Source organism: Sporosarcina sp. P13, assembly GCF_002743055.1.
Classification (GTDB): domain Bacteria; phylum Bacillota; class Bacilli; order Bacillales_A; family Planococcaceae; genus Sporosarcina.
On record NZ_PDYM01000006.1, the window covers coordinates 62,376 to 78,626 of the forward strand.

At 42.4% G+C, this 16,251-nt stretch carries 16 protein-coding genes and 1 tRNA gene; 6 read left to right on the plus strand and 11 right to left on the minus strand.

Annotated elements, in window-relative coordinates; all coding sequences use genetic code 11:
- Positions 1 to 55: 55 nt before the first annotated feature.
- The 3 genes from ybaK to CSV79_RS05135 form a co-directional block, all read right to left on the minus strand.
- Positions 56 to 547: a Cys-tRNA(Pro) deacylase gene (gene ybaK, locus CSV79_RS05130; RefSeq protein ID WP_099687967.1), complete on the minus strand. Its 492-nt coding sequence runs from the start codon at positions 545 to 547 to the stop codon at positions 56 to 58.
- Positions 548 to 664: 117 nt separating this feature from the next.
- Positions 665 to 829 (minus strand): hypothetical protein, encoded by a 165-nt coding sequence (locus CSV79_RS16745; RefSeq protein ID WP_158232470.1) that lies wholly within the window; start codon positions 827 to 829, stop codon positions 665 to 667.
- A gap of 178 nt (positions 830 to 1,007) precedes the next feature.
- A complete protein-coding gene (locus tag CSV79_RS05135) occupies positions 1,008 to 2,936 on the minus strand; it encodes a cation:proton antiporter (RefSeq protein WP_233201372.1) in 1,929 nt (642 codons plus the stop codon).
- Positions 2,937 to 3,048: 112 nt separating this feature from the next.
- On the opposite strand from CSV79_RS05135, the gene CSV79_RS05140 reads away from it, so the two are divergent.
- Both CSV79_RS05140 and CSV79_RS05145 read left to right on the plus strand, forming a co-directional pair.
- Positions 3,049 to 4,107, plus strand: a complete 1,059-nt coding sequence (locus tag CSV79_RS05140) for a CMP-N-acetylneuraminic acid synthetase (RefSeq protein ID WP_099687968.1) — start codon at positions 3,049 to 3,051, stop codon at positions 4,105 to 4,107.
- Between the two features lie 12 nt (positions 4,108 to 4,119).
- Positions 4,120 to 4,308, plus strand: a complete 189-nt coding sequence (locus CSV79_RS05145) for an SE1832 family protein (protein ID WP_099687969.1) — start codon at positions 4,120 to 4,122, stop codon at positions 4,306 to 4,308.
- Between the two features lie 1,390 nt (positions 4,309 to 5,698).
- Here CSV79_RS05145 and CSV79_RS05155 read toward each other — a convergent pair.
- Positions 5,699 to 6,244: an RNA polymerase sigma factor gene (locus CSV79_RS05155; RefSeq protein WP_099687971.1), complete on the minus strand. Its 546-nt coding sequence runs from the start codon at positions 6,242 to 6,244 to the stop codon at positions 5,699 to 5,701.
- Between the two features lie 113 nt (positions 6,245 to 6,357).
- Complete coding sequence (locus CSV79_RS05160) at positions 6,358 to 7,608, minus strand: hemolysin family protein (RefSeq protein WP_099687972.1); 1,251 nt, start codon at positions 7,606 to 7,608, stop codon at positions 6,358 to 6,360.
- A 242-nt stretch (positions 7,609 to 7,850) separates the two neighbouring features.
- Between CSV79_RS05160 and CSV79_RS05165 the strand changes: the two genes are divergently transcribed.
- Positions 7,851 to 9,233: a dipeptidase gene (locus CSV79_RS05165; RefSeq protein ID WP_099687973.1), complete on the plus strand. Its 1,383-nt coding sequence runs from the start codon at positions 7,851 to 7,853 to the stop codon at positions 9,231 to 9,233.
- A gap of 179 nt (positions 9,234 to 9,412) precedes the next feature.
- Here the strand turns inward: CSV79_RS05165 and CSV79_RS16560 are convergent, their stop codons facing one another.
- From CSV79_RS16560 to CSV79_RS05185, 4 genes are all read right to left on the minus strand, one after another.
- Positions 9,413 to 9,619 carry a hypothetical protein gene (locus tag CSV79_RS16560; RefSeq protein ID WP_143560538.1) on the minus strand — a complete coding sequence of 69 codons (207 nt, stop codon included), beginning with the start codon at positions 9,617 to 9,619 and terminating at the stop codon, positions 9,413 to 9,415.
- 28 nt (positions 9,620 to 9,647) lie between these two features.
- Positions 9,648 to 10,232 carry a nitroreductase family protein gene (locus CSV79_RS05175; RefSeq protein ID WP_099687975.1) on the minus strand — a complete coding sequence of 195 codons (585 nt, stop codon included), beginning with the start codon at positions 10,230 to 10,232 and terminating at the stop codon, positions 9,648 to 9,650.
- 109 nt (positions 10,233 to 10,341) lie between these two features.
- Complete coding sequence (locus CSV79_RS05180) at positions 10,342 to 10,827, minus strand: amidase domain-containing protein (protein WP_099687976.1); 486 nt, start codon at positions 10,825 to 10,827, stop codon at positions 10,342 to 10,344.
- 210 nt (positions 10,828 to 11,037) lie between these two features.
- Positions 11,038 to 11,110 (minus strand) — tRNA-Ala (locus CSV79_RS05185).
- A gap of 73 nt (positions 11,111 to 11,183) precedes the next feature.
- On the opposite strand from CSV79_RS05185, the gene CSV79_RS05190 reads away from it, so the two are divergent.
- Positions 11,184 to 12,200 carry a DUF2804 domain-containing protein gene (locus CSV79_RS05190; RefSeq protein ID WP_099687977.1) on the plus strand — a complete coding sequence of 339 codons (1,017 nt, stop codon included), beginning with the start codon at positions 11,184 to 11,186 and terminating at the stop codon, positions 12,198 to 12,200.
- 94 nt (positions 12,201 to 12,294) lie between these two features.
- Positions 12,295 to 12,756, plus strand: a complete 462-nt coding sequence (locus CSV79_RS05195) for a YusW family protein (protein ID WP_099687978.1) — start codon at positions 12,295 to 12,297, stop codon at positions 12,754 to 12,756.
- A 60-nt stretch (positions 12,757 to 12,816) separates the two neighbouring features.
- Here CSV79_RS05195 and CSV79_RS05200 read toward each other — a convergent pair whose 3' ends face one another.
- Positions 12,817 to 13,764, minus strand: a complete 948-nt coding sequence (locus tag CSV79_RS05200) for a DMT family transporter (protein ID WP_099687979.1) — start codon at positions 13,762 to 13,764, stop codon at positions 12,817 to 12,819.
- A gap of 130 nt (positions 13,765 to 13,894) precedes the next feature.
- Here CSV79_RS05200 and CSV79_RS05205 point away from each other — a divergent pair, with 130 nt between their 5' ends.
- Positions 13,895 to 15,547: a sensor domain-containing protein gene (locus CSV79_RS05205; protein ID WP_099687980.1), complete on the plus strand. Its 1,653-nt coding sequence runs from the start codon at positions 13,895 to 13,897 to the stop codon at positions 15,545 to 15,547.
- Positions 15,548 to 15,680: 133 nt separating this feature from the next.
- On the opposite strand, the gene CSV79_RS16565 is transcribed toward CSV79_RS05205, so the two are convergent.
- Positions 15,681 to 16,241, minus strand: a complete 561-nt coding sequence (locus CSV79_RS16565; RefSeq protein WP_143560539.1) for a hypothetical protein — start codon at positions 16,239 to 16,241, stop codon at positions 15,681 to 15,683.
- Positions 16,242 to 16,251: the final 10 nt, after the last annotated feature.

Sequence of the window (16,251 nt, forward strand, 5' to 3'; positions counted from 1 at the left end):
CTAGTTGTCATATTGTCATTGATTCATTGTAACAGATAAATGTGCGCTTGTTCCGTCATTTTTTGACAATGTCCACGAATTGCGCTTTCGTTACAGTAGCTAAATCACTTGGCGCGAGCTTCATCTGCAAACCTACTTTTCCAGCGCTAACGAAGAAATAGTCGAGGGCTTCCGCTTGTTGGTCAATAAATGTCGGCAATTCCTTTTTCATGCCAACGGGTGAACAACCGCCACGTACGTAACCAGTTTCTTTCATAAGTTCTTTCATAGGCAACATGTCTACATTCTTATGACCGGCAGCTTTTGCGGCCTTTTTTAGATCGAGTTCTTCCGTTACCGGGATGATGAAGACGAGCAATGCTGTTTTACTTGCCATAGCGACTAGTGTTTTATAAACGTTTTCTGGTGGTTCATTCGTTTTTTTCGCTACCGAAACACCGTCATTTTGGCCATCTTCTATCTCGTAACTACGCATTTGATAGGCAATCTTCTCATTTTCAAGGATTCGAATCGCATTGGTTTTAATGGATTTCTGTTTTTTTACCACTCTTCTATTCCCCTTCCCTTCTAAATTTAGTTGTTCTTATTATACAGTAAAAAGCCCATTTCACTGGAGGAAACGGACTTTATATGGCGAAGCTCATGGATGAACTATAGTCTCTAATTAGACGCTGACGTTCATTTGAGGCCATTCGATTTGGTATTGGTTATTTTTCGCCTGACTCTGAATGGCATAAGCGGAAAATGCATTGCTGTAATATGTTTGCATACGATTCGTTGCACGCGCTTTTGAGGAATCAACTGGTGTAATAGCTGTGCGGGATGACATATATTCGCGAATCGTTTTGTAGATTCTCCTTTATATCCTTTTACCTATACAACTTCCGCTTTATTCAAATTCGCTTCATATTGTGTGTACCATTAATACCCGTTTCTATCAATTCGCAAACATTGTCTAGATGAAAAAGCACGCCAGACGATACGTGCTGTCTGACGTGCTTTCTGTACTACTCTTTAATTTTAGGTGGCGTTTCACCAGGAATTTCCGGCTTTTCATTGGGCGGATCTTCTAAAAATTTAGTTTCAATTACTTCTTTTTTAATTGCCATCTTACCGCCTATTTCCTCTAAGCGATCTATCGTCCGTTCAATCGTTTTATTTAGCGTGGATAGCGCAACAATCGTATCACCCGTTTGTGCTTGGAGCTCTTTCTCTGCTGTGTAGAATTCCATATCACCGTTTTCACGCAGGATATAGAGTAGCACAGATTGATCATCCCGTTCCCGTAAATATTGCGTATAACTGTACTGCTTCGTTAGCAATGTTTTACGGAAGACGTATCCAGAATTGATGCGTTCCTCCAATTCATTAATCGACAAGTTCGGTGTGAATAAAATCTGCCCAGTCGTCAAATTAATTTGATGATCTTTCCCTCGCTTATGCGGAGACGTCTGGAACAGTAAATCCCGTCCTAGATCCGGTGTAAAATCTGCACATACATGCGAGTTATACGTATCCATTTTGGTCATTGCTACGATATAGCGGTAAGGCGTCAAGTCTAGGTGATAGCCCGTATGCTCAGATAAAATATCACCCATATATGAAGGGATTCCGAGCTTCCGTGCGTTCGATAGTCCGCCCCATGAATCATCGATAATCAGCACTTTATGCCCCGCTTCAGTAATAGACTTCGCGAATTCCGCCACAAAACGTGAGCTACCAATCAGTACGACACCTGATTCTTCCGGAGTCGTCAAATTTAGTTTCTTCGCCAGCCAACCGATTGAAAAGCCATGCACAACAACGGTAGAAAATACAAGCGCAAACGTTAGCGCAGTTAACAGTTCAGCATCTTTATAGCCCGTTTCTAGTAAGATCGTCGCAAAGTATCCAGATACCGTCAGCGCGACGATTCCGCGTGGAGCAATCCAACCGATTAACGTCTTTTCTTTCACCGTCAAATCCGTTCCAATAGTTGATATCCAAATGGACAATGGTCGGACGATAAACAGCATCGCCAGAACATACATAATAATTTTAGGATTTAAAATTTCAATTAATATATGCCGATCAAGAGATGCGGTTAACATAACGAATATCCCCGAAATTAACAACACAGAAATATTCTCCTTGAAATGACGGATATCCTGTAATGTCGTCAGTCGCATATTAGCCATCGTCATCCCCATCGCGGTAACTGCTAGCAACCCTGTTTCGTGCATAATTTCATCTGACAAAACGAAAACGAATAACACTACTCCAAATAATATCGGCGCTTTCAGATATTCAGGGATTTTTCCTTTTTCAAATGCATTCCCCAAAATGCGGCTCGCTCCCCATCCTAGCAAGACCGAGAACAACGAAGCACCAACGAATAACGTCATCGTCTTCACCGTTACTTCGTCATTGATAAATTTTATAACTTCAAAAGCAAATACCGCAAGCAACGCGCCGAACGGATCAACGACAATTCCTTCCCATTTTAAAATTGCTGCAGGGCGCGGTTTCAATCGAGCTTGCCGCAGTAACGGTAAAATAACCGTTGGACCCGTGACGATAAACAAGCCCCCAATAATGAATGCTACTTCCCATGACAATCCCGCAATATAATGCGCTGCGAGAGAACCTGCAATCCAAGCGATAAACGCACCAATCGTTACAATACGTGCAACCGGTCGCCCAAACCCTTTAATTTCTTTAAAATCGAGATTCAAACTTCCTTCAAATAATATAATAGCAACTGCAAATGTAATAATCGGCCCAAATAAATCCCCCATTGATTGTTGCGGATTAATCAATCCAAAAATCGGACCGACGAGTAAACCGGCAATCGCCATCACGACAATCGCGGGCATTCTTGTACGCCATGCCACCCACTGCGATCCTACCCCAATTAATACGACCAACATTAAATCCATCACTAACGAATTAAACATGTGATTCCCCTCCTTCCATCGTATACGCTCAATTCTTCTATACTCGCCTTTCATTGTAATAAACTATTCCCCTTTTTCATAGGGTAAGAGGAACGAAGCAGGTTCAGAAAGGGTGGTTCCAATCGAACAACAAGCCAAAAAAACAATTGTGATGTATCTCTCAATAACTGACGGAAAAGGAAGTTATCCTCTACGACGTGCAACGCTATTAGCAAATAAATTGAAAACAGAAGCGGAGATCATTTTCTTACATGATCCAGAAACACTTGCCCCTACTACGGATTTTACATGTTATGAGATTGAAGGGCCATCTTCTCTCATCCAATTAGTTACGCGTCTTCAGCCTGACTTATTAATACGCGATAGCGGTTCTAGCTATAAAGACGAAATGGCCAAGCTACAAGAGCTGGTACCGAGTATTTTGCATTTTGATGATTTCGGTGAAGGTGGCCAGCAAGCGGATTGGGTCATCCAAACACTATATGCAGACACCCACGAACCACTTCCTAACCATTACATTGCTGGCTTTGAGACGTTTGTGGTCGACAGCTCCTTACAATCGTTCCGTCAAGCAGGTTTAAAGGATAAGCCTTTTTCACACTCACCTCATTTGGTCATTTCATTTGGTGATGAAGATCCCGGTAATTTAACGTTTCGTGCGATGAGACATATTAAGCAACTACAAATTCCTTTAGCCGTTTCTGTTGTCATTGGCCCTAATTATGCGCATGATGTAAGCGAGATTCAACTGATGGCGTTAAGTCGTAGGAACACGAAAGTTCTTCGCGCACCTACCGATCGATTGGCACTCTTCGCACAAGCGGATATGATTTTATGTGATGCTGCTTATACACCATATGAAGTGGCCATAATTGGTGTTCCTTGTATTGTACTTGCCCAAAATGAGTTCGAATCAAACTTAGGTTTCCCGACAGAATCAAACGGCTTCACCCACCTCGGTCTTGGACGCAAAGTGACGCAGTCGAATTTATTGAATGCAATTATGGAACCTTTATTGCATGAGGCGCGTAAGGAACGTGCGATTAAGCGGCAACTGAAGTTACAGGTCGGTTCAAGCGAGGAAAAGGTTTTGGAAGTGATTCATTATTTGCTCGAATTTCCGAAACGTAAACCGACGGGATATGTTACACTTAGGGAAAATCGCAGATAGGGGTTTTCTTGAATGAATAAGGATCAATTGGAACAAGAAATTTTACAGTTGAAGATGGATTATATTAGTTTGCAGGGCGATATGGAGAAGTTGGAGTCTATGGGTCATAATAAGATGATTGAAAATGCTGAGCGTCGGTTGGCTGGTATGGAGGAACGTTTGGCTGATTTGAATAAGCAGTTGGCGGCGGTATCTGAATAATGAATGAAGCGACCTTTATCGATTATGATGGAGGTCATTTTTTTCGTTGCTGGACACTTGTAGGCTTTGTACATAGGAAAACCAGTTTGTGTTGGGGCGTTGCTCGATTTTTTTATGGTACTGAAGTTTGTACAGGTCAGCTTTCTATCACCGCTTCGGCACGTGGGGGATTGCCTCCCGCCAGGAGCCAACAAGCGAAGGGCGCGCTAGTTGTCTCCTGGCTTCGGCTGACCCCGCAGTTGTGCCTACGCTTTTGAGTACAGTGTAGTTTTAGCAGGTTTTGGTACTTAGTTAAATTCGCTTTTAGACTTCAAAGTACTATGCTACTTACTTTCCCTCATTAAACGTAGGCGCCTTACAAGCGGTAGGCGAAGCAATAAGACAGAGAGGTGCTCTTCCTTTCTGGCTTATTGCGTGAGCCATCCGCCAGCGCCGAAGTGAGTACAGTGATGATCACTTCTTTACATACAGAAGCGGATTCAAGTGGCTAGAACTTACTGAAACCCTTACTAACTTCAACGTACTATCACTTACTTCCACTCACAAAACGTAGGCGCCTTACAAGCGGTAGGCGGAGCAATAAGACGGATAGGCGCCCTTCCTATCTGGCTTATTGCGGGAGCCATCCGCCAGCGCCGAAGTGGGTACAGCGATGATTACTTAACAAAATTCAGAAGCGTATTGAAGTGTCTAGAACTTACAGAATCCCTTACTAACTTTTTCAATACTGAAGTTAGTAAAGGTCAGCTTTCTATCACCGCTTTGGCACGTGGGGGATTGCCTCCCACAAAGAGCCATCTAGCGAAAGTTCACGCTAGTTGTCTCTTTGTTTCGGCTGACCCCGCAGTTGTGCCTACGCTTTTTGAGTACAAGGTAGTTTTAGTAGGTTTTAGTAGGCTTTGGTACATAGTAAACTCACTTTTAGACTTTAAAGTACTATGCCACTTACTTCCACTCACAAAACGAAGGCGCCTTACAAGCGGTAGGCGGAGCGATAAGACAGAGAGGCGCCCTTCCTATCTGGCTTATTGCGGGAGCCATCCGCCAGCGCCGAAGGGAGTACAGTGATGATTACTTCTTTACATACAGAAGCGGATTCAAGTGGCTAGAACTTACTGAAACCCTTACTAACTTCAACGTACTATCACTTACTTCCACTCACAAAACGTAGGCGCCTTACAAGCGGTAGGCGGAGCGATAAGACAGAGAGGCGCTCTTCCTTTCTGGCTTATTGCGTGAGCCATCCGCCAGCGCCGAAGGGAGTACAGTGATGATTACTTAACAAAATTCAGAAGCGGATCGAAGTGTCTAGAAATTACTGAATTCCTTACTAATTTCAACATCCATACTTCTTTTATTTCCATAGCAAAAAAGCCCACGCGAGGTGAGCTTAGGCCATGACGTATTCTTGTGCCGCTTGGTCTTGTACTAGTAACTCCTTCAAATACTTCTTCGCGCGGAAAAGGCGTGACTTGACTGTACCGATTGATACACTCATCAAACTAGCAATCTCCACTAACGAATATTGATTCACGTAGAAATACTCGATTGTCTTACGATAAATGCCGTCTAGCTCACCGATTTTCTCCTGAACGAGCGACTGGATATCGTTTTGTTCAACCAATTCCACAGGCGTTTTTGCATTACTGGGAACCAGATCTAAAATCGGAACGTCTAATGTATCAGGTTGATTCATCACGTATTGGCTGTTACGAACATTTTTACGGTAACGATCGCGGAAAGTGTTCATACAAATCGTAGTTAACCAAGCTTTCATACGATTGACCCCGCTCATTTCGCCACTGTAGCGAACTACTTTCACCCAGACATCTTGCATAAGATCTTCTGCTTCTTCTTTATTTCGAGTCAATTTAAGACATAAATGATATAGGTAACGGCCATACTCTTCATATAATGCGTTTAAGTCAGTATTCATTATAGGTAACCTCCATTAGTAACTGTTACCCTTATTATGAACGACACATTCATTACAAACTATCGGTTTCTCTTTCAGTAACCTTACATTTATGTAAGGTTACTTGACATGTTCTATGCTTCAATCGCCTCTTCTTGCTCCTGCTGTTTTGTAATTTTCAGACGTAAAATTCGCGTTCTATCCATCTCTTCAATTTCAAACAACAATGAATTATACACGAACCATTCGCCTTCTTCGGGGATATGACCTATTTCCTGGAAAACGAATCCACCAATCGTGTCGTGGTCAGTTGGCAAATTAATATCTAATAACTCAATGACATCTTCAATTTCCAGACGTCCCTGACAAACTAAAAGATTTTCATCCTTTTCAAAAACCATCGACTCTTCTGCAACATCCGTTTCATCTTCTATATCTTGCCCAATCATTTCTTCAATAATATCTTCCTGCGTAACAATACCGAGCGTTCCACCGTATTCATCCAACACAATCGCCATATGCTTTTTCTGCGCTAGCATGCGTTTAAATACCAATTCTACACTCGCTGTCTGTACAACAAATAATGGTTGCGTATCAATCACTTCCGAAAACTTTCGCTTTGGATACATTGACCACTCGATTAACATTTTCGAATAAAAAATACCGACTACCTTGTCAATACTTTCCTCATACACTGGATAACGTGTGTAAAAGTACTGTAATACCACGTCCCGCACTTCCTCATATGTGGAATCCATTGACAACGAAATAATATCCGTACGATGTGTTTCCATGACATCCATTACGTCTTTTTCTCTAAAGTCCAAAACACCCTTTAAACGAATCGACTCGTCTTGGCCAAACGTACCTTCAGTTGATGCGATGTCTACCATAGAACGTACATCTTCCTTAGTAAGCGTCGCTTCCGTTACAGCCCCTTTTGAAATCAATCGAACAAAGAAGTTTGTAAACAATGCCAAAATAGCGGTTAACGGAATGAGTAATTTAACAAGCACATTAATTGGTGGTGCCACGATATAAGCAATCCGATCTGCGAAAGTAGCTGCTATCGTTTTGGGTAATACTTCACCAAATATAATTAAAATGACCGTCAATATTCCTGTTAGTAATCCAATGCTTAACCCTTTATCAATCGCAATCATCGTCACGATGGTCGGCATTAAAATATTTACGATATTATTGCCAATTAATATGGCCGTAATCATTCGATCCGGCTTCGATAGTAATTTTCGTAACTTAATCGACTTCAGGTCCCCTTGATCTGCACGTAGCTGAACCTTCATGCGATTCACGGCAGTTAAAGCTGTTTCACTTCCCGATAAAAAAAAGGACAAAAATAAACAAAGTCCTAATGCAATAAACAATTGCGTCTCCCCCAGCGTTTCTTGTGTATTTTTAATCAAGAATCATAAAAATTTTCTCAAAATCCACGTTTTCTAATTCAATTAGTATAACACAAATATATGTGTATCCGTTAATTTCAGATGTACGTTTATAGTAAGTTTCACAAAGTGACTCCCCTCTTCATAAGCGACTAAACCTTATAAAATCTAGAAATTCTGCTATACTGTGGGAAAGAAAAAGTCTAAAGAAAAGAGGGTTTCAGATGACTACATTACAATCATTGGATCAATACTTCACAGAGAACCGGGAGCGCCATTTGGATGAACTAAAAGACTTTTTGGCGATTCCAAGTATTAGTGCTCTTTCGGAACATCAGCCAGATATGAAAAAAGCAGCTGAGTGGCTAGCAACAATGTTCGAGAATACCGGACTCGAAAACGTATCTATTGAAGAAACAGCCGGTCAACCTGTCGTCTACGCAGACTGGTTACATGCGGAAAATCAACCAACTATTTTAATTTATGGCCACTATGATGTACAGCCTGTTGATCCCCTTCACTTATGGGAGACCCCACCGTTTGAAGCAACTATTCGTGATAGTAAATTATATGCGCGCGGAGCAAGCGATGATAAAGGGCAAGTGTTCATGCATGTCAAAGCGATTGAAGCGCTAATGAAATTGGACGGAAAACTTCCGGTCAACGTTAAACTAATTATTGAAGGCGAAGAAGAAATCGGTAGCCCTAATTTGGAAGAATATATTCTAAATAACCAAGATAAACTAGCTGCTGATTTAATTGTTATTTCCGATACAGGAATGTACGGCCCTGGACAGCCCGCGATTTGCTATGGCTTGCGTGGTTTAGCGGGTGTGCAGATTGATGTAAAAGGTCCAAAAGGCGATCTTCACTCTGGATTATATGGTGGCGGAGTTCAAAACCCAATTCATGCATTAGTTGAAATTTTAGCTTCATTCCGCGATGCAGAAGGTACGATTGCAATTGATGGTTTTTATGATGAAGTGCGTAATTTAACGGAAGAAGAGCGTTCAGCATGGGCTTCTCTTGATTTTGATAAAGAAGCTGTGAAACAAGAAGTTGGCGTTAAAGAACTAACGGGCGAGCCTGGCTATTCGTATACAGAACGTACATGGGCACGTCCGACGTTAGAGATAAATGGGGTTTTCGGAGGCTTTTCTGGCGAAGGTATCAAGACTGTGTTGCCTTCAGAAGCTGGCGCGAAAATTACGTGTCGTCTAGTGCCTGATCAAGATCCAGATGAAATCGTCGCCAAGTTGCGCGCACATATCGCCAAGCACGAACCGGTTGGCTGTGAAGTGACAGTGACCGAGTTCGATAAAGGTAAGCCTTATTTGACTCCTTACGATCATGAGGTGATTCAAGCAGCTGGCAGAGCGTATGAACAAGTATATGGCGTGCCGACTGTTTATACGCGGGGTGGCGGTTCGATTCCGATTGTCGCTGCATTTGACGAGATTCTTAATTTACCTGTTGTGTTAATGGGCTTTGGTTTGGATACGGAAAATTTCCATGCACCGAATGAGCATTTTCATTTGGAGAATTTTGATAAAGGGCTACGTGTGATTGGTAGTTATTATGGTGAGATTGAGAAGCTGGGGATGTAAGGTTGATTGGTCTATGAGCGTGGTGACGGGGGCTATGAGCGCGGAGACAAGCTTTATGAGCGCTGGGACTAGGGCTATGAGCGCAAAGACAAGGTCTATGAGCGTGAAGACAAGCTTTATGAGCGCGGGGACGAGGGCTATGAGCGCGAAGACGGGGGCTATGAGCGCGGAGACGGGGGCTATGAGCGCGAAGACGGGGCTATGAGCGCGGAGACGGGGGCTATGAGCGCGGAGACGGGGGCTATGAGCGCGGAGACGGGGGCTATGAGCGCGGAGACGGGGTCTATGAGCGCAGAGACAAGTTCTATGAGCGCCGAGACAAGGTCCATGAGCGCGGAGACAAGGTCTATGAGCGCGGAGACAATAAAAAACGTAAAAACAGGCACTCCCCAAATGGATGCCTGTTTTTATGTTTTATTCTTCTTCACTCACGCCGAAATACGTAATGATTTCTTCATTTGTTTTACGTGGAGCTGCTTTTGGTAACGTATCGAAATAGCCAAATTGTAACATGCTGATGATGCGTTCACCTTGTTGCACATCTAAACGTTCGCGGAATTTCGGATTATCTAGGAATGGTGGTGTTTTCCAGCACGTTCCTATACCCCGATCCCACGCGAGCAATTGAATATTTTGGATTAGCATACTTGCTGCAGCATAATCCTCCAAACGTTCTTTTTGGCGTGCATCTTCAGGTACGATAATGAAAACAGCCGCGCTCGCAGACGAAAACTTTTTCATTTGCTTGTCTAAGTCTTCGTCGGAAAGTTGCTTCCAGTTCGCTACGCCGAATTCCTTCAATACATCTAGAAGCTGCTTATACTGCGCATCTGCTGCTACTATCAAACGCCAAGGATTACGGTTTCCATGGTTCGGTGCCCAGACGGCATCTTCTATAATTTCTGGTATGATTTCAGGTTCGATCGGTTGACCATTAAAGTTTTTTATCGAGCGCCGCGTAACGATGGCCTCTCTTACCGATAATGCTTGTTCATTCACACTCAACCTTCTCCTTTGCATGTGTACTATAACTGTTTCTAAGTATACCTAACTTGGCGAGTAGTTACTAGAGGCGAAGCAAAAAACACTTCGAACGCCTAGTTTCGATTCAAGAGAAATAGTCGTTTATTTTAAAGAATATATACTTTGCATTAGGTGAATAGGCGTAGGAATCTTTATAATCCCATGTTCGGTGATACGCATTATAGGTATGTGCATTGACTAGTGGTGTATTCCCATCCTTTGCTGTCACAATGGTTGAATGATCAAAACGTCCATCCCCTTGGAAATCATACGCGATGACGTCACCGATTTGAAGTTCTTCGGCCGAGCCGACTTGAGTAGCTGTTAAACCTTTCTTGGAAGTTGCTAAATACCAGCGCAATGAATGGGCTACAGTAAAACTGAAACTCCAAGTACCTTTACGCAACCACCAGCCCTTTTCACGATTGGGATAACCATGCATCGGTGCACCACCTGCTAGTAAACACTGGGAAATATAATTCGTACAATCATCATCCACTATAGGAAACGCTGGATTCCTACCATCCCACCATTTATCTGCATAACGTACTGCCGCTTGTCGATCATACAAAAAAACCCCTCCTTGCCAAACTATATGACAAAAAGAGGCTACGAATTAATACTTTAGATGAAAACTTCTTGATGACTATTCATGAATCTATTAATATGCGATAATGTGTATATTAATTCATTTAGTGTTATAAAATAGTATTAACTACTTTGTACAAAAAAAGTGGCAGCTCCCGAAGACTCACTTCAAGAACTGCCACAAATTTGTTTATGGAGCATAGGGGGCTCGAACCCCTGACCTTTGCACTGCCAGCGCAACGCTCTCCCAGCTGAGCTAATGCCCCTCGTTTCTGATACAATATAGAGTATATCAACTAGTCAAAGAAAAGACAATAGGCAAGGAAGGTGATATGACAGATGCAGTATGCAGAAAAGAAAATTAAAGAAACGGTACCGCTATGCGATTCTAAAGGTCTTCTTAATCCTGAATCCATCGGTTTTTCACATACTCCGCTAGTAGTCAGCAACCTAAAAGGTCAGTTCATGAAAAAGAAAAGATGGAATCATTGGTCCATCTATGGAGAAGATTTATTATTTTCCGCAACCATTGTCCATCTAGATTATAAAGCACTATGCCTTATTTACATATTAAATTACGAAACACAGCGATTTTATGAAAAACATATATCTATACCTTTTGGGCGACGCGTTCACATGCCACACGAACCATTGGATAGTATTAAATTCATTCATGATGAAATTACAGTTCAGGTCATTCATATGCAAGGTGAAACGCATTTATCTGTAACCATTCAGGATTTTGATAATGAAATACTTCATGCAGATTTACATATTATTCATCCTGAAAAAGATGACTCACTTAATGTTGTGGTTCCAAGAAGTCGGGATTCCTTCCACTTCACATCAAAACATACAATTTTGCCTACTGGTGGTTTTGTCAAAGTTGGAGATCGTCGCTATGACTTTAACCCTTACTATAGCTTTGCTGTATACGATTACAGCCGTGGTGTTTGGACTACCATGGAGAACTGGGAATGGGCTACGGCTTCTCAGCGAACTGGCGGCAAAAGGGTCGGATTGAATTTGGGAGGAAGTTGGACAGACGGTACAGGTATCACTGAAAATGCAGTATTCGTGGAAGGTACGATGTATAAATTCCATGAAGATGTAGTATTTGAACAAGATAAAGGCAATCTTATGAATCCTTGGCGTATTAACACTAAGGAATCAGACGATATTTCATTACTATTCAAACCGTTTTTCCAAAACCAGACACTTGAACAGTATTTCCTACGCAAAATGTCTGTCTATCAAACAGTTGGATATTACCACGGAAAGATTCGCCTGCCTAATGGTCAAATCTTACCTATTCGCCAAATGCTAGGTTCTATTCTTGAACGAAAATATGTATAAAAAATAACTCCCCCCTACATTAGGAAATCGTGGTTTAGCGCATGCCTTTTTTGGCGATAATATAAGTACCATGCACTCAGAAAGGATGTAGCGGATGTCTTTTTATAAAATGTTATCGATTATTGGAATTGCGTCTCTTTTAGTCGTCGGGGGCTGTTCTAAAAAGGAAGATCCACCAGATAATAATACAGCCATTGGTTTTGAGGACGAGGAGAAAGGCAAAGGCAGTACAATCAACACCGGTGACGGTTACGGCTTCACAGATTTTGATTTGACGATCAAGAAGGATAATAAGAAAATCGAAGTGGATTATGAAGGTGTAAAGCCTGGTGATGCGGAATATCTGAATGAGTTTCAAGAAGTAAATCAAAAAGGTAATGAAGCGATTGATAGTATGCATCCTATGTTTATCGAGATCTTGCTAGATAGTGATACGACGCAAGAGCAAGCAATCGATAAGATTCTTCAGTGGTATGGTCTTGATGATTACGATGAGTTTGATCTAGATGTTACGTTTTCAGATAATACAACGTTAGATATTGATGAAAAGAAATGAAGAACACTCGCTTATCCAGCGTATTGGATAAGCGAGTTTTTGTTGTACTAGCTTAGTCGGTTACGAATCATATGGTTCATATTGTTGAATTGGATCTGGTGGCGCAACAGTCTTCTTCTTTCGATTGCCGCCTACAGATAACCAAATAACTCCAAGTAGCATAGTAATCGCACCACTAATTTGCCAGCCCCCCATCAGTTGATCTAACCAAACGACAGATACTACCATCGCAGTTAGCGGTTCAAAGCTAGACAATACACTTGTCTCTACAGGTGAAATGTATGTCATGCTTTGTAGGAACAAAATAAAGGCAAGCGTCCCCATGATAATAACGAGCAACAACATCCCCATCGCCGGTCCATTTAGCAAGATAACTAAATTCATGAAGAACATCGGTAAATTGATGATAAATAATGCCAATCCACCAATGAACATCCCCCAACCAACAACGAGTAATACGCCCCACTCTGCCATCAAAACAACTGGATACAATGTATAAAATGTAAAGGCAATCCCGACAACTACCCCCCACACAATGGCGGTTGTGTTTAATGATATGCTGGAAAACGACCCATTAGTCAATAACAAGAGTAGACCGAACAATGCGACGACCATACCAATCACTTGCCCGCCCGGCGGAAAGGATCTTTGGGTAATGGACAATAGGATAATGATATATACAGGCGCGACGAATTGGAAGAGTGTAGCGACTACTGCGTCACTATGCGCGATCGTCTGGACGAAACCAAACTGCACACCTAGCATACCGATCACACCGAACGCGATCATCTTTCGAAACCACAGTTTCTGCCTCATTGGACGCCCTACTTGTACGCCTTTAGCCTTTAGTAATAAAAGAACAGCCGCTCCTGCTATCGTCAGACGCAAGATCAACATCATGGAAACTGACATGTCGCTATGATTCAAAATCCACTCCATCATAGGTCCTGTAGCACCCCATAACATTGAACCTATGACAATCATCATAATTCCTTTCATTCGTAACATGCTCCATCACCCCTAACAAAAAATTGTAGATTTCTTTACGTATAGTATAAAGTTCTTACTTATAATATGGACACAAGTCTATTTTTGCTTATAATAGTTATATAGTAGAACTTGAAAGGAGCTTTCTCTAATGAATACAACCGACCTCCCTGAAACCAATGAATATAACTCATTAGTTAATAGTCTCGATAAATTTCATTTAGTCACCCATACGGATGGAGAAGGACTAATAACCTATGCAAATCAGAATTACTTAAACGTGAGCGGATGGACACCTAAACGCATCATTGGAAAATCTATTTGGCAAATGTTTTCGGATTGCTCGGAAAACCAAGATATCGTCAATTCGATTTGGGATCGTTTACTTTTAGGTAAGTCCTGGTCAGGTAAAGTAGAAAAAATGTCTCGCGACGGCAAGCCATTTTTTGTAAATATGCTAGCAGTACCTACAACTTCTAATGAAGGCGAATTACAATCCGCACTTTTTTTAGAACTGGATATTACAGAAGATATCCGCTTGCAAGAAAAGCTAGGAGAAATCGCATTTATTGACGTGGAAACCGGATTAATGAGCCGCCACAAATTGGAACAAGTCGTTAATGAGTCGATTGACAAAGGACTTCATTTTTCATTTGTCTATTTAACGATCGATCATTACTACACTATAAAAGAATTACAATCTGCTGATTCTGAAACGCAACTGATCCAAGAATTCACTAATCGTCTAAAGCGTTATTTCCAAGATAGCCCGATTGCACGGATTGATACGAACAGTTTCGTCGTACTCACTGCATTTGGTGATTGGTATATTCAAGGATTCTATGATTTCCTAAAACAACAACCAATCTACTTGAGTCATAACGCACAAACGCTTTCGATCAGTGGCGGGATCGTACGTTTCCCCGAAGATCAACAAACATACGTGCAGTTATATCAAGTGGCACTTGCTGCTGCGGATGAGGTCATCAGCTCAGGTGGCGGCCGAATCGCTTCACTCTCTGCCGAGTCTCATAAAACTTTAAATCGCCGTCATGAAATCGATCGTAAAATGCTGACAGCACTAGATCGAAATTCGTTACACGTTGCCTATCAACCACAATTCGATATTGCCAGCAACAGTATTACTTGCTATGAAGCATTGGTTCGCTGGGAAGATGAAGAGCTTGGCGTCATTAGTCCCGATGAATTAATTCCCATCGCGGAAGAAAACGGATTGATAGAAGAAGTCGGAGCCTACGTAGCGGAAGAAGCGATGACGTTTGCGACGAATTGGCACCGAGCCGGCACGGATATGGGCATTTCCATTAACACTTCTGTGCGCGAATCATTGAATCCGCAATGGAAAGACCGTCTAATCTCTATCTTAAACGATACGGGCTGTCCGGCAAACAAAGTATACTTAGAGTTTACAGAAACATTCGCACTCAAGGCGGAAGAAGAACAATCTGTACTCTCACAAATGTCCGAGCTTCAAAATCTTGGGTTACAATTCACGCTAGACGACTTTGGTTCAGGTTATGCATCGTTACGCTATTTGCAACACTTGCCTGTCACAACTATCAAAATTGACCGGATCTTTACTGAAGTTTTGCTTAGTAATCCAAAGACTCAAAAGTTAGTAGAAGGAATTATTCAGCTTTCCAAAAAGCTGAACTTATACACAGTCGCTGAAGGCGTCGTCAATGAAGACCAGTTTAATTTGTTGAAGAAAATGGGAATCGACGCGGTACAAGGTCACTATATCGGTATACCACTACCCGCCGATCAAATCGACATACACTAAAATAAGTCCACACAAATTTGATGGAGCACCTTTCTTATAGAAAGGGCTCCATTTTTTCGCGCATATGGGTAGTTAGGTTTTATCCGTCTATTTCCTTACAGCTTACTGGATGGGGGATGAAAATACAATGTTTTTATATTGAGGTTGCTTGGGCTATGAGCGCGAGATCACTTTCTATGAGCGCGGGATCGCTTTCTATGAGCGCGAGATCGCTTTCTATGAGCGCAGGAACGCTTTCTATGAGCGCAGGACCGCTTTCTATGAGCGCGGGATCGCTTTCTATGAGCGCGAGATCGCTTTCTATGAGCGCGAGATCGCTTTCTATGAGCGCGAGATCGCTTTCTATGAGCGCGGGACCGCTTTCTATGAGCGCGAGATCGCTTTCTATGAGCGCGCGATCGCTTTCTATGAGCGCGGGACCGCTTTCTATGAGCGCGAGATCGCTTTCTATGAGCGCGGGATCGCTTTCTATGAGCGCGCGATCGCTTTCTATGAGCGCGAGAACGCTTTCTATGAGCGCGGGATCGCTTTCTATGAGCGCGGGATCGCTTTCTATGAGCGCGGGATCGCTTTCTATGAGCGCGGGGGCGCTTTCTATGAGCGCGGGATCGCTTTCTATGAGCGCGGGATCGCTTTCTATGAGCGCGGGAACGCTTTCTATGAGCGCGAAACCACTTTCTATGAGCGTGGACATAAATTACTCG

Bases quoted from the DNA above. Each gene is read 5' to 3' on its own strand.
- CSV79_RS05135 (WP_233201372.1), bottom strand. From the start codon at position 2,936: ATGTTTAATTCGTTAGTGATGGATTTAATGTTGGTCGTATTAATTGGG.
- CSV79_RS05195 (WP_099687978.1), top strand. From the start codon at position 12,295: ATGTCTTTTTATAAAATGTTATCGATTATTGGAATTGCGTCTCTTTTA.
- CSV79_RS05145 (WP_099687969.1), top strand. From the start codon at position 4,120: ATGAATAAGGATCAATTGGAACAAGAAATTTTACAGTTGAAGATGGAT.
- CSV79_RS05190 (WP_099687977.1), top strand. From the start codon at position 11,184: ATGCAGTATGCAGAAAAGAAAATTAAAGAAACGGTACCGCTATGCGAT.
- CSV79_RS16745 (WP_158232470.1), bottom strand. From the start codon at position 829: ATGTCATCCCGCACAGCTATTACACCAGTTGATTCCTCAAAAGCGCGT.
- CSV79_RS05205 (WP_099687980.1), top strand. From the start codon at position 13,895: ATGAATACAACCGACCTCCCTGAAACCAATGAATATAACTCATTAGTT.
- CSV79_RS05165 (WP_099687973.1), top strand. From the start codon at position 7,851: ATGACTACATTACAATCATTGGATCAATACTTCACAGAGAACCGGGAG.
- CSV79_RS05155 (WP_099687971.1), bottom strand. From the start codon at position 6,244: ATGAATACTGACTTAAACGCATTATATGAAGAGTATGGCCGTTACCTA.
- CSV79_RS05200 (WP_099687979.1), bottom strand. From the start codon at position 13,764: ATGTTACGAATGAAAGGAATTATGATGATTGTCATAGGTTCAATGTTA.
- CSV79_RS16565 (WP_143560539.1), bottom strand. From the start codon at position 16,241: ATGTCCACGCTCATAGAAAGTGGTTTCGCGCTCATAGAAAGCGTTCCC.